Genomic DNA, 13,843 nt, shown 5'->3' on the forward strand with positions numbered 1-13,843 from the left:
TTTAATTCTAAACGCTTACACTTTTTAAACAAGGTGGCATTTCAATGATAAAAGTGGGGAAAAAGTAGATGACTTTTACATTATTTAAATGACCATCATTTACTAGCTCCACTTGACATCCCATCAACAAATGAGCGTTGGAAAATTAAATAGATAATAATACTAGGAATCATACTTATAACTGTCCCTCCAAAAATTAATGCATAGTTGGTCGCCATTTCACCTTGAAAGGAATACAACCCAAGGGAAATGGTATAATTTTCTTGTGACATCAACAGCACGAGAGGAAGTAAAAAGTCATTCCATATATTCATAAAAGTGAAAATTAATAGTGCGACTAATCCTGGTTTCGCAAGTGGCAGCATAATTTTCCAATAAGTTCTCCATTCTCCCGCTCCATCAATCATCGACGATTCACGCAATTCTTTTGGAACATCACGAAATGTATTTCGCATTAAAAAGATTGAAAAAGGTAGTGCAAGCCCAGCTGAAACAAGCGTAAGACCTGTCAGTGTATCCACTAACCCCATGCTTCGTAAATGATAAAATATTGGAATGATAATCGCTTGAACAGGAAGAGCCATTCCAAGTAATATCAAATAAAAAACTAAATTGTTGCCTCGAAAAGATAATTGTGCAAAAGCATATCCTGCTGGACAAGCAACAAGTGCTACTAAGACCATTCCTCCAATTGTCACAAATGCACTATTTAAAAAATATTGTTGGAAATTTCCGACATTCCAAGCACTTATAATGTTGTCAAAACTCCAAGTTTTCGGGAGAGCAAACGGACTTGAGAAAATTTCCATATTAGTTTTAAAACTAGCTAATACCGCGTAAATGATTGGAGTAATCATAAAAAGCAATAGAACAGATAAAGAAATAACTATAGCCTTCTGTCCAGAAACTCTTTTTTTCGCTAGGTTGGCCACTTTTACTCAGTCCTTTCTCGGTAGTAGTTAAACGCAATGGTAAACGTAATAATAATAATTCCAAGCACAACACTCTGTGCGGCTGCATAGCTTACTTGATTCATACTAAATGCACTTTTATATACATATGTCGAAACTACTTCGCTCATATAGAATGGACCACCTTGAGTCATAATCCAAATAAGAGCAAATCCTTTTAATGCATGAATAATAACCATGCTTACAACAACATTCATTGTATTTCTCAAACTAGGAACCGTAATATACCAAAACTTTCGAATCGGGCCAGCACCATCAATATCTGCCGCTTCATACATTTGTGTGTCAATACTTTGTAATCCGGCTAAAAACAAAATCATATACAACCCGTAGAAAGCCCATGTACTTGCAATCACCAAAGCTGGAATGACTAACATTGGCTCCCCTAACCAGTTACGTGCAAGAAATTCTAAACCTGTTGCTCTTAAAAACGTATTGATTGGTCCCATTGTTGGATCATAGATTTTCGACCATAAGACGCCAACTACCGCTAACGAGAGAACACTTGGTAAATAAAAAGCAGCCCTAAAAAAAGTTCGTCCTTTTTTCACTTTACTAATTAACACTGATAAAAGAAGCGTTGGCAAAACCATTAACAGCAAACTAAGCACTACCCACAACAAATTATGACCTAACGCTCGTAAAAAAAGGGAATCTTGCATAAGAGCAGCATAGTTTTCTAACCCTACAAAGTTCATGGAAGTAGAAGCACCATTCCAATCAAACAAACTATAACGAACTGCATCTAACATTGGGTAAGCCATGAATACAATGTACAAAAGCAGTGCAGGTGCCAAAAAGGAAACGACTACCATATTCTTTTTAAACGCACTAATCTTCTTTGTTCTTCTCTTCTGTTTTTCTAGCTGTGAAGTTACACTAACAGATACACTCATTTGTCCCCCTCCATTAACAAAAAATTCCGAAAAATAAACTTCTAACGATTCATTATTCCTTCCTTAAATTAAGAAAGTGTGTAAAGACTAGATTAAGTGTAGATAAGAATTTGATAATAGTGATGCTGAAAAATCATCACTATCACCAAATGATTTCATCTTAGTTAATTAACAGCGTTATCTCCTTAGTTGAAAACCTTTTTCCTTATCTTTTTTCGCTCCTTCTTCAATGTTATCCATCGCTGCTTGAGGTGAAATGAGTCCACCTACTAATCCCTGAAGGTTTTGGAAGTAACTCTCTCCTGTTTCCACTCCAATAAATACGCTAGGATTATATCCAGAGCCATCTTGAACATCGTTAGCTGCTGTTTTTAATACATTACCAGCTGGCACTACATCCATAGCAGCAGTAGAGGCTAAAATAAAATTATAATCAGAGTAACTATAGACAACTTCCGCATAATCTACAGAAAGGATAAACTTTACCCAAGTTTCAGCCGCCTTCACATTCTCTGCTTCAGTTGGAATGACCCATGATTGTCCAATCCCTCCAGTCGGTCGGGCTGTATTTCCTTCTAAGAAAGAAGGCATCATAAAATATCCAACACTGTCTTGTAAGTTTTCTTGTGCAAGATCGGTAATTAAATACGTCCCACCTGTATAAATCGCCGCTTGTTTATTCAAAAATTTGAACTTTGAATCCGCTTCCGTTAATGTGACTGCTTCTTGAGGAATAAACCCTTTATCCACCCACTCTACTAGAGCTTCCGCTACTTGTACTATTTCATGATCATTCCAACTTCCCTCTCCGTAAAGAATTTCTTCAAGCTTATCAGTACCAGCCATCGCTTCAATCATAACGCCAAACAACCACCCAATTGCATAACCATTTCGAGCTCCCACTGTAAGCGGGTCAACACCATTCACAGCTTCTAGTTTCTCAAGCATTTCAAAATATTGCTCTGGTGTTTCAGGCACCTCAATGCCATTCTCTTCAAACACATCAATATTATAAAAATGAGCAATCGCATCAATCATGTGTGGAACTTCATAAATATGGTCATTTCCAGAAACCAAGTCGTAAGCAAACGGACGAATCGCACCTTTCCAGTCATTTTTATCGTACAGTTCATCTAAAGGTCGAATTAATTCTGCATCAGATAACAGAGAAATACGACTTGGACCAGCATTCATTAAAATCGCATCAGGAGTATTTACCTTTGATTGCAGTAGTGCTGTTAAGCTTCCCGATTCCACACGGACATCCCCATTTTCTACATTCACCTCAATGTCTGGATGCAACTCTCTAAATCTCTCTATAACCTGTGTCCATTGCTCTCTTTCCACTTCGTTGTAATAATTTGGAATCAAAAGCTTTAAAGTTTGCTCACCACTTTCTCCATCACTTTGCTCTGTGCTTTGTTCATTCACTTCATCGTTTTGACCGTCTGGACTCGCTGCCGGCGATTGACAACCAGCTGTTAACAACACCAAAAATAGTAAAATGAAAAATAAACCTATTACTTTCCGATTCATCCTATCCATCAAATGAGCCCCCCTTTAATATTCAAAACATACCATTCTTCGACTTGGAAGGTTAGTATTTTTGTTATGACTAATCATAATTGTTATATTAGTCAAAAAAAAGGGGGTGTTTCTTTTAAAAAAGGGGGCAAAAAGAAGAAGTGTCACTTCTATTAACAAACTCTGTTGACTTTATTCTTTATAACTTATAATCTATTTCTAACACTAGTTACCTCTTTTAAGGTCATGAACCTTTTACATGAAAAGATCAATTTTTGCTCTTTTCAAAGCTCCTTACATAAAAATAGTTTATTTGATTAAGATAATAAATTCTATTTTTCCTTCCTTCATTACCCAAAAATATAAACAAACGTTGAATGAATTTTTAATGGGGATACGAGAAAAAACGACTATTTAGGAAAACACGTGGACAAAACGAAATTGATTAAGTATCTACGTTTAATTGTTATTAAATTATAATTAATAGCTCTGAGGTGACCCTATGAAGTTTTTTCATTCTTTATTTTTTAAATTATTAATGTGCCTTCTACTAATCTCTATTGTCCCTCTCAGTATTGTCGGAGGGATTACCTATCAAAAAGCGACAAAAAACATGACAGAAAACTTACACTTTCACGCAAGTTCCATTCTCGATCAAAAAATGAGTGCCTTGGAAAACTTATACAACGAACTTACCCGCCTAAGTCAGGGAATTATCCAGAATAACTTATTTACAAGGTTTAGCGAAAACTCAGACCTTCGTACCCATCAACAGTTATATATTGAACTCGACAAGCTATTAATTAGCATCGAGAACATCTTTCCTGATTTCGAAGGGGTCACTCTTATTAACGAATCTGGATTCATCTACCATTATGGCTATTCATTTAACCAAGAATTTACATCTGATAATTTCTATGAAAAAAAATGGTTTAAGAAACAAAAGGATTTTTCACACCCTCAGATCACAACACCTCACCTCAGAGAGTACAGTAATTACGATAAAGATGTACCTGTTTATTCATTTATTAGCCAAGCTTGGGACGATAAACTACGAACAAAAAGCATCATGATTATTGATTTTAAGGAAGAGGTTATTAGTCGTTTCTTAAATGACTATAAAGGTTCCGAAATGGTAGCAGGTACTTTTATTTACGGAGAGGAAGATTATATTCTTCCACCTCCTTCTACATTAGGGTTCCAGCATAGTTTAGTTAAAAACTACTCTACCAATTCCATTCTGAAAGATAAAAATGGTAAAGAGTTTTTAATTTATAAAAAAAATTTTCCACTTACAGACTGGAACGTCGTAGAGTATTTTGAAGTGGATCATCTTTATAAAACAGTTGCCGACACTAAAGAGATTTCCCTTTATTCCATTATGGTGAGCATCTTTGTTTGCCTTTTTGCGTCACTCTTTATCTCTCATCAAATATCTAAACCCCTTCACAAGCTACAACGAAAAATGAAAGAAGTAGAAAAAGGTAATTTTGAGAAAAGATTTATTACGAATTCAAAGGATGCTTTCGGTGACTTAGCCATTGGGTTTAACCATATGCTAATAAAAATAAAAGAACTGATAGAGTCTGTTAAACAAGAAGAACAACTAAAGAAAGAAGCTGAAATTACAGCACTCCAACTTCAGATTAATCCACATTTTATTTATAATACACTCGAATCAATCAATTCCTTAGCCCGAAAAAAGAAGGAATATGAAATTAGTCATTTGATTGTATTATTGGGTCGATTATTACGTTTAAGTATAAGCTCATTTAAAGAAAAAGTTTCACTTGAACAGGAGCTTATGTATGTTGAATATTACTTAGAAATTCAAAAACAACGAATGCGTTATCCACTTTTATACGAAATCATTATCGAACCAAACATTGAACACTATACGACGATTAAATGGATTCTACAACCAATCATCGAAAATGCTATTATTCACGGTATTGACCCATTACGTTCAGAAGGAAAAATTACGATATACGTCCGAACGAAAAAGGATAAGGTTCTCATTGACATCGCTGATAACGGAGTCGGTATCAAGCAAGATAAAATTTCAGAAATTACCAAAAATTTAAAATTCAGCTCAGCTCGCTTAACAAAATACGATAACAGAATTGGCTTATATAACGTTCAAACCCGAATTCTCTCCCATTACGGAGAACCCTTTGGCCTTTCAATTACAAGCACTTCAAACAAAGGAACTACTGTACAAATAACACTTCCTAAAGAAGAAGGGGGAAAATAAATGAATAAAATGCTAATTGTAGATGATGACTGGATGATTTCAGACAGTTTAAAAACGATGGAAGAATGGATTGATCTCGATATAGATGTCGTTAGTACAGCAGAGAACGGCCAGGAGGCACTCTACTGGCTCCAAAAAGAATCAATCGACATCATACTCACCGATATCCGTATGCCTCACATGGATGGCTTAGAATTAACTAAACACATTCTTGATCACCAACTTAACCCAGCTGTTATTATCATGAGTGGATATGAGGAATTCTCCTACGCCCAAAAAGCACTCCATTATAATGCAAAAGGCTATATTCTAAAACCAATAGATATAAATGAACTTTTAAATGTAGTCAAAAAAGTCCAACAAGAACTTGCCACTAAAAAACAGCAACTAAACCATAACAAAAACACTATCACGGAAAACTCGCCACAGACACATCAAGAACGGTTGATAACAAATACAACCTCTTATATACAATCAAATTACAAGGAACCCCTTACCTTAAAGCATTTAGCTGAGCGAATTCACTTAAGTGAACATTATCTCGGGCAACTGTTTAAAAACGTTACAGGCGAATCATTTATCAGCTACTTAACGACCTACCGAATGAAAAGAGCCTGTGAGCTATTAAAGAATCCATTATTAAAAGTTTATGAGATTAGTGAACGTATTGGTTACACAGATTCAAAACATTTTACAAAGGTATTTAAAAAGACATATGGATGTACACCAAAGGAATATCGGAAAAGGTAAAAGAAAGAAAAGGTCCAAATCTGAGCCGGTGGAATGCCCGGAGACGCCTGCGAGATCAGTAAAAAACGGGAGACCCCGCAGCGATGTTAGCGAGGCGGCTCCCGTCGAACTCGTAAGCTATGTAAGTTCGCATATCTATACTAACTAAAAGGACTTTTGCCGTAGTCTCGCCCCTGACTAGTAGGTGCCCAAATCATTTAAACATATAGTCCTCATTTTCAAAACCCAAATATATGATTTGCTTCCTCTATGAACAAAAAAACCTCAATAAAATTAATTCCATAAACTATTTTGTCGGTAGACACTTGGAGATTCGCCGACATTTTTTTTAAAGGATTTAGAGAAATGATGGACATCTGAAAAACCACAATAGACAGTAATATCTTCTAATGAATGTTGCGAAGTCTTTAATAATTCTTTGGCATGTTTTATTCGTAAATTTAGAAGATATTGATATGGGGAGATGCCGAATTTCTTTTTAAAAATCGCACTAAACCGGGATGGTGAAAGATTGGCACGCTGGGCCATATCACTAACGGATAAAGATTCTGAAATAGAAAAAAACAAATAAGAAGTAATCCAATTAAATGTTCGAAGAGTGGAGGGAGACTGGTAGTTTGTTTGGCTATACGCTTGAAAAATGCTCAAAATCAGCTCTGATGCAAGGCACTGTGCCTCCAGGTGACTGATCAAAGTATCATTTTGCCAACATTCAATCATTCTAAGCATTTTATCACGAAATTCAATAGGATTTTCAGGATGAAACTTCACAGGCACATGGATATTCAAAGTATCATCTAGCTTTGGTTGCATTAACTCTTCGTAACCCGTTAAATCTAATTGACCTCCAATGACGGGAAAACTATTTTCTCGTTTATGATTATAAAAAAAATCCATATGGGCAAAAGGAGTAATTGTATTTGTCGTACCATGAAGGCTATGCACCGTATTCGGTTGAATTAAACAAAAGTCACCACTATTAAGATCGTATTTAACTTCATCTACCCTAACTGTGCACCGCCCTTCTTGGACATAAATAAGCAAATAATCTAATAAGCGACGGTTTGATACCGACCAAGGTTTTCGAATCGCAAAGTCGCTTAAACGTATAAAAGGTACGATTGGGGGGGTAGCAATAAAATCTGAAACAGCATTCATCTAAACCACCTTCTCCTCATATAATTTCCAACTTTTCTATCAAAAAAGAAAAGGATCTCATACTGTCCATCTATATGAATTCAGTTAACTAAAGGGTCTTGACGAATTTTTATTTTGGATAAAATGGCTGTTAAATCGTCTCCCCATTTCAAAACAAATGTCCCATAAATCAACAACAGGTTCATTAGTAAATGGTCGTGTATGCATATACCCGGGTGGACCAAATTCCGGTGTGAAAGTTAGATATGAAGAACCTTGCTCTCTTTGAAAAGTACAAATTTCATCCCACCACTTTTCATGTTGGACTAGTGTATATTCATATTCAGGAGCACGAAAGTCAGGAACTTGTGGTCCCTGTTCAAACCCTACACGACCATGGATATGGATAACATGAGGGATGATCCTTTTCAAGTTTTCTGTTTGATCCTGCAACATAGACTCACACACATTACACCAGTGACTAAAATCTGCAGTAAGATGAAGATCAGGCATATCATTTATTAATTGGGCTGTTCCCCATGGAGTAAAGGTAGCTCTTCCGCGATGAGTCTCATGAGCAACTTTAATTTTTATCTGCTTCTCCAATTCAATTGCATGTTCAAAAAAGGAAAGCTGTTCAACATAAGGCATCGAATCTTTTGCACTTAGTGAATTGACAAGAAGTGGGTTGAACAAACTAGCTCGTTCTAACTGTATCTCTAATGTTGCCTTATGATCATCTAATGTATTTATATAAGAATCACCCTTATCCCAATACCCTGTATATATTTGGACAATTAATTCAAGATTAAATCGTTCTAGTAGCTCTAGAAAATAGGATTCATCTTCTAAAGATGGCAATGGAGACTCCACCCCAGCATATCCAGCTTTGGCTATTTGTTGAAGCTTGCTTTCCAAACTTCCTGTCATCCCCCACACTGATTTCATTAACTTTAAGTCCATATATGTCACCCTTATAAATGTTTTGGGGTCTATTCCTTATAACTTACTCATTTGAACCTACCCTCTACTCCACTTCTATACTTGCTCATTCAGTAACTTTAAACAAGTGAGACAAAACAACAAAAGCAGCACCTACAGCACAACCATTCTCACCCAAATAAGTAGACTCAATTGTTATATTAGGATCAGCGTAATTAGGTTGGTTCATTTGAAAACTACTACGAACAAATGCTAAAAACTGCTCACTGGAAGCAATACAATTTCCTCCAATAATAATTCTTTCCGGATCGAAAACACGAGCTAGATCAGATAACACCTTACCCATATAACGAGATTTATCCTTAATTAATTCCAATGCTAATGATTCCCCATTATTCATTGCCTGGAAAATAAAAGGAATCGTTATTTCTTCACTAGGGCGATTAATCATTTCACCATATTTGTATATAAACGCTTCTTCACTTGTTAGTGCCTCTAAACAGCCTTTTTTGCCACAACTACACAGTGGGCCATTCGGCTCAACTGAAATATGCCCAACGTCCCCAGCAAATTCGTTACTTCCTCTATACAATTCTCCATTAATGATAGTAGCTAAACCAATCCCACGGCGAAAACCTAAACAAATAATATTTTTACATTCTTCTCCTTTCCACATTTCACCAAAAGCCATAGAACGTATATCGTGCTCTAGATAGACTGGCAAATCGAAGGCTTTTTCTAATTCCTCTCGTATCGGTACATTGTTCCAATTTTTAAAATTAATCGCGTACACCGAAATCCCAAGCTGGCTATCCACTTTCCCAGGCATCGAAACACCGATGCCCACTACCCTTTCTTTAGGTACCAATTGTAAGGTAAGTAACTCAACTATCACTTCTTTAGCCACTTTTAAAACACTTGGTGCTCCTTCTTCAAACGGAAGATCCTTCCTCACTTCTGCAATAACCTCACTTTTAAGATTGATTAATACAGCAATAATCTCTTCTGAACCTAAATCAACCCCAACGGCATACGCTCCTTTCTCATCCAAGTCAAGCATAGAAGCTCTCCTACCACCTTTAGAGCCAGCCTCATTTTTTCCGATTTCCTTGATCCGTTCTTCATCCACTAAATCATGAACAATCCTTAAAATAGTTGACGGTTGTAATGCTAAGGCTTTTGCTATTTGCGTTTGAGTAATTGGTCCATTTTGTCTAATAATATTCAATACATTTGCTCGATTCATATTGCGAATATATGATGGATTACCTGAAATACCGTTCATCACTACACCGCACTTTCCTATTAATTATATAGATGATCTATGATCACTCCGTTCAATGTTATTAATTATAACCTATGTACTTTAAACCCTTAACAGATTTGCGTTGAAGTTAGCTACATTTCTCTTTCTTTTTATATTATATTTCAGTCTATCCTATTCACTTTTCTCAATCAAAAGATAAATCATTCCCGCTAACCTCTTATTAACTTTAATTTTTGTGGACAATCTGTAATGATTCCGGTCACACCAGCCTGTATAAGTTTTGCCATTTCCTTTTCCTCGTTCACCGTCCATGTATAAACTTCTAAGTTCTTTTTTTTCGCTTTTCTAATATCTTCCTCCCCAATATTCAAAAAATAGGGATGAAGTGAGTAAATGGGAACATTAAAAAGGCGTGTATATTGATAATGCTCTACTAAATTCGACATATACAAGAGACCAATCTTCACTCTACTTTCTAGTTTTTTTAACCGATGCAAACATTGATGGTCAAATGAAGAGACAACGACACTATCTATCCTGTTTTTTCTTATCAAAAAATTTGTCAATTTTCTTTCAATGTCCGGATACTTATGAGGTATTTTCAATTCAATATTAATTAAAATATGTGAGGGAACTAACTCAAATACCTCTTCAAGTAAAGGAATTTTCTCGCCTCTGAACTTTTCATTAAACCATTGTCCGCAATCAAACGATTTCAATTGTGGAACGGTCATATCTGCTATTTTTCCAGAGCCATTTGTCGTGCGATTGATGTGCTCATCATGGCAAACAATGAATTCATTGTCTACCGATAAATGGATATCAAGTTCTATCGCATCACAACCATGTTGCACTGCTAATGCAAATGCAGCTAAAGTATTTTCTGGTGCGTCTTTGGATGCTCCTCGGTGGGCAATAATGATTGGTTCTTTCTTTGAAATGTTCATCACTGTTTCTCCCTTCTGGTTTAGATAAGCCTGCACCTTACGACCTTTTGCTGTTTTTCTCACTCACAAGAAGCTTTCTCCAAACTTAAGAAGTAAACTTTTAAAGGTAGCTTTTACACCAATGGGTATCACCTTACTTAATGTTAAAGATTGCTGATTGAGCACTCATCTCAATCAGCAAACCGTGACGTATGTCGCTATTACATCATTTCAAAATTGACTATTTCCAACATACACTTTAATATTCTATTCTTGATGTGCTTCAATCTTAATTACCTCATTATATATGTGGCTTGGAACCTTTAACTTCCTGCCATCATGCTCACATTTTTGTCCATTCACTTTAACGATACTTTTTGCAAAATTTGGTGGTAAATAAAAGATAATTTCGGACACATCATTTCTCTTTGGAGGTATAATTTTGGCATGCAGCACTTTCCCTTCAACTACTGCCTCATAGCTCATTGCACCAAACTCTGTAAGGGCATCATGAATATGAATGCCATCACCTTCTGAGAACCATTCACAAGGGGTACCTAAACCTAAATGTAGAGACTGTTCCTCTTCATGAATAAGCATACGGCGAAGCAAGATAATATAAGTTGCATGACCATATATGTGGGGCAACGTATCATTCCAAGCTAAACGGTATTCGTTAAAGATTCCTTCTGGAAATCCATGTGTAGATGTTGTATGTTCTAACATGGCATCAAAATGCTCCGCAACCTTCTTGTAATCCCCTTGCAATAGCCGTGTTTGGGTAACGTATGTTGACATGTAAGGATGAATGGCTTTCATCGGTAACTCAATGACTTCCCCCATATCTTCCTCCGCACCGTCCCAAGAACAAACACCTTCGACAAACGTCTTTTCTGCTTCTTCCATTGTTGCCAAAACTCTTGAATCAAAAGCATCGAAAACAGGATAAGGAAAAACCGACTTGATATTACTCCAATGGGTTCCTTTCAATTCATAACTTGGAGGGAAATAATTCACTCCTGACCGTTCCAAAGCTTTAAGTACATCTTGTTTATAGCTCTTAAATTCTGCCAAATAGGTAGCAGCATCCTCTTCTTTACCTACATATTGAGCCAACTTAGAAAAACAGATTAATCCTCGTAAACTCCACAAATCATAACCAACAATATGATATTCCCCATTCCATAAACATTCCCCGTCAGCTAAAGAGTTTGGCATTAACCCAAAGTAAGGATCATTTACTGGCAAGTCCTTCCTTCGTGTTTTCACGATCCAGTCAGCTGCCTTTTTTAAGCGAGGATAGACCTCATTTAACCAACCCGCATCTCGACTCAACATGTAATATTGATAAAGCCCCCACAACCCTTGCCCTGTCCCATCAAGTTGACCACGATGACTCATTAACGAACCGTCCTCATTTTCCGTCCGCTCCCAAAATGAGGCCAATGTATCAAAAGCTTGCTTTGTAAAATTTAGCATCTGAACGGAATAATTGATAAAAGCGGCATCACGCGTCCAAAACCGGTCATAAAATCCAACACCTGGATGAATTTCACCTCGATCTCTCGTCATAAAAGTATAGATAATTGACGCCTTTAACGTATGGATAGCTTTTTTATGAGGGATGCTGAGTTGTGTCCCTTCGTTCAAAAAGTCTTCCCAAAACTGTTCGACTTCAAGACGAGCAGTATCATGACCAACATCAGGCCTTAACTTATCAGCATCATTAACTAATGCAAAAACGAAACGGACATCGACTAAAGATTCTTCCCCTGAATCCAATTCTGAAGTAAAAACAATAGTTGAGTTTTCAACTGAAATATGAACATTTACTTGCTTTGGTAATAGGAATAAAATTTTTCCATTCACATAACCAATCCAATGGGTTTTGTCATCTTTCAATTCAATCGGTCTGAATGAAGGAACTCCTTTGGAAAAGTGCTCTGTTATTTCTATCTTCATTTCAGCCGTTTCTTTGGTACCTGATTTATTTTTCATCCTCAATCGCAAATAATTAAGATAATTTTTTTCTGTTGTATCCATCCCATCAAATGGGGCATTTTTAATTGGACCAACAAACATTTCCGTCTGATATTGTAAAGCCTCATCTACGATAACATCGGTTAAGACAATTGGGAGATATCCTTTTTTCAACTCCTTGATAACTCCATTGTTATAGCGGATAAATGCCCCACTACGGTTTACCGCAGCTAGTGATACCTCTCTTCTTTGTCCTAATTTCATAGAGACACTCGGTGTAATTCTAGTCCCTTGAAGATAATCTTTCAAACCAATTAATGTATACGAGTTTTCATAATACTCAGCTTCTGTATGACAACTTTTAAGAGTTTCTTTATCTACTAGTTTTAGTTGATTAGCCATCGTTATAACCTCGCCTTTTATTAGTTTTTAAAGTTATTTAGGAAAATACCGTACACGCGATTGATAAGCTTCTACCAGTTGTTGATTCCTTTCATGTCCTTTTTCTCGATTGGCACTCACAAACAACGGGGGTCTAAATCCAGACTCAGCACAAATAGTCACCACCTCAGCTATAATCATTTGCATAATCAAAATACCCGCTTGCGTTGAAGTAGGACCATAAAAAGTCCCAAACCGTTCTTCCTTAAGCATTGCATCTCCCAATTGACCACAATTATCAATCACAATATCGGCTATATCGGTAAGCTTCAGTCCCTCCTCATGTCTTGAAGGCGTCTGTTTCGAATGAGTTTCACTAGTGATCGCTACGACATGTAACCCTTTCCGTTTACCTTCTAAAGCAATTTCAATAGGAACAGGATTAATACCAGAATTAGAAATGACAATCAGGACTTCATCAGCTTCTAACTTATAACCGGATAACAATACTTGACCATATCCATGCATGCGCTCCAACAATGTCGCACGACCAATATTCAATTCCATTAAAGAAGGTTCTAACATTGCATTAATACAGGCCAGTCCTCCCGCTCGATAAAAAACATCTTCACCGATCATATGAGAATGACCGCTTCCAAATATATGCAAAACCCCTCCTTGCTTAATTGAATCGGCTATCCTCTTTGCTGTCTTACAAATAGCATTCATCTGAGTACTTCGAATTTGTTCATTTAATTTATGAATCATTTCAAAATAGGCTTCTGCTGACAAAATGACCGCCTCCATAAAACTAT

Annotated in this window: 11 protein-coding genes; 2 read left to right on the forward strand and 9 right to left on the reverse strand. The window is 36.5% G+C overall.

The features are described from left to right. Positions 1–95: 95 nt before the first annotated feature. The 3 genes from AA0017_RS13005 to AA0017_RS13015 form a co-directional block, all read right to left on the reverse strand. Entirely contained in the window at positions 96–932 is an 837-nt protein-coding gene (locus tag AA0017_RS13005) for a carbohydrate ABC transporter permease (RefSeq protein WP_413374990.1), read from the reverse strand. A 2-nt stretch (positions 933–934) separates the two neighbouring features. Beyond that, positions 935–1,867, reverse strand: a complete 933-nt coding sequence (locus AA0017_RS13010; protein WP_413374992.1) for a carbohydrate ABC transporter permease — start codon at positions 1,865–1,867, stop codon at positions 935–937. A 177-nt stretch (positions 1,868–2,044) separates the two neighbouring features. Then, a complete protein-coding gene (locus AA0017_RS13015) occupies positions 2,045–3,412 on the reverse strand; it encodes an ABC transporter substrate-binding protein (protein WP_413374994.1) in 1,368 nt (455 codons plus the stop codon). Between the two features lie 481 nt (positions 3,413–3,893). Here AA0017_RS13015 and AA0017_RS13020 point away from each other — a divergent pair, with 481 nt between their 5' ends. Together AA0017_RS13020 and AA0017_RS13025 are read left to right on the forward strand one after the other, a co-directional pair. Then, the gene (locus AA0017_RS13020) at positions 3,894–5,645 is read left to right on the forward strand and encodes a sensor histidine kinase (protein WP_413374996.1); all 1,752 of its coding nucleotides are present in this window, start codon (positions 3,894–3,896) and stop codon (positions 5,643–5,645) included. Continuing rightward, entirely contained in the window at positions 5,646–6,395 is a 750-nt protein-coding gene (locus AA0017_RS13025; protein WP_413374998.1) for a response regulator, read from the forward strand. Positions 6,396–6,668: 273 nt separating this feature from the next. On the opposite strand, the gene AA0017_RS13030 is transcribed toward AA0017_RS13025, so the two are convergent. From AA0017_RS13030 to AA0017_RS13055, 6 genes are all read right to left on the reverse strand, one after another. Beyond that, entirely contained in the window at positions 6,669–7,553 is an 885-nt protein-coding gene (locus AA0017_RS13030; protein ID WP_413375000.1) for a helix-turn-helix domain-containing protein, read from the reverse strand. An 84-nt stretch (positions 7,554–7,637) separates the two neighbouring features. Then, positions 7,638–8,495: a sugar phosphate isomerase/epimerase family protein gene (locus AA0017_RS13035; protein ID WP_413375002.1), complete on the reverse strand. Its 858-nt coding sequence runs from the start codon at positions 8,493–8,495 to the stop codon at positions 7,638–7,640. A gap of 85 nt (positions 8,496–8,580) precedes the next feature. Further along, a complete protein-coding gene (locus AA0017_RS13040; protein WP_413382583.1) occupies positions 8,581–9,759 on the reverse strand; it encodes an ROK family protein in 1,179 nt (392 codons plus the stop codon). Positions 9,760–9,950: 191 nt separating this feature from the next. After that, positions 9,951–10,688 carry a glycerophosphodiester phosphodiesterase gene (locus AA0017_RS13045; RefSeq protein WP_413375004.1) on the reverse strand — a complete coding sequence of 246 codons (738 nt, stop codon included), beginning with the start codon at positions 10,686–10,688 and terminating at the stop codon, positions 9,951–9,953. Positions 10,689–10,934: 246 nt separating this feature from the next. Beyond that, positions 10,935–13,049: a hypothetical protein gene (locus AA0017_RS13050; protein ID WP_413375006.1), complete on the reverse strand. Its 2,115-nt coding sequence runs from the start codon at positions 13,047–13,049 to the stop codon at positions 10,935–10,937. A gap of 33 nt (positions 13,050–13,082) precedes the next feature. Next, positions 13,083–13,820, reverse strand: a complete 738-nt coding sequence (locus tag AA0017_RS13055) for a sugar isomerase domain-containing protein (RefSeq protein WP_413375008.1) — start codon at positions 13,818–13,820, stop codon at positions 13,083–13,085. Positions 13,821–13,843: the final 23 nt, after the last annotated feature.

Origin of the sequence: Alkalihalobacillus phoenicis (genome assembly GCF_047302405.1) — a bacterium.
In the GTDB taxonomy this organism is placed as follows: Bacteria; Bacillota; Bacilli; order Bacillales; family Bacillaceae_D; genus Alkalihalobacillus.

What these genes read in the sequence shown, in the direction of transcription:
- AA0017_RS13040 (WP_413382583.1), bottom strand. Translation starts at nt 9,759, where the DNA reads ATGAACGGTATTTCAGGTAATCCATCATATATTCGCAATATGAATCGA.
- AA0017_RS13030 (WP_413375000.1), bottom strand. Translation starts at nt 7,553, where the DNA reads ATGAATGCTGTTTCAGATTTTATTGCTACCCCCCCAATCGTACCTTTT.
- AA0017_RS13025 (WP_413374998.1), top strand. Translation starts at nt 5,646, where the DNA reads ATGAATAAAATGCTAATTGTAGATGATGACTGGATGATTTCAGACAGT.
- AA0017_RS13045 (WP_413375004.1), bottom strand. Translation starts at nt 10,688, where the DNA reads ATGAACATTTCAAAGAAAGAACCAATCATTATTGCCCACCGAGGAGCA.
- AA0017_RS13010 (WP_413374992.1), bottom strand. Translation starts at nt 1,867, where the DNA reads ATGAGTGTATCTGTTAGTGTAACTTCACAGCTAGAAAAACAGAAGAGA.
- AA0017_RS13035 (WP_413375002.1), bottom strand. Translation starts at nt 8,495, where the DNA reads ATGGACTTAAAGTTAATGAAATCAGTGTGGGGGATGACAGGAAGTTTG.
- AA0017_RS13050 (WP_413375006.1), bottom strand. Translation starts at nt 13,049, where the DNA reads ATGGCTAATCAACTAAAACTAGTAGATAAAGAAACTCTTAAAAGTTGT.
- AA0017_RS13015 (WP_413374994.1), bottom strand. Translation starts at nt 3,412, where the DNA reads ATGGATAGGATGAATCGGAAAGTAATAGGTTTATTTTTCATTTTACTA.
- AA0017_RS13020 (WP_413374996.1), top strand. Translation starts at nt 3,894, where the DNA reads ATGAAGTTTTTTCATTCTTTATTTTTTAAATTATTAATGTGCCTTCTA.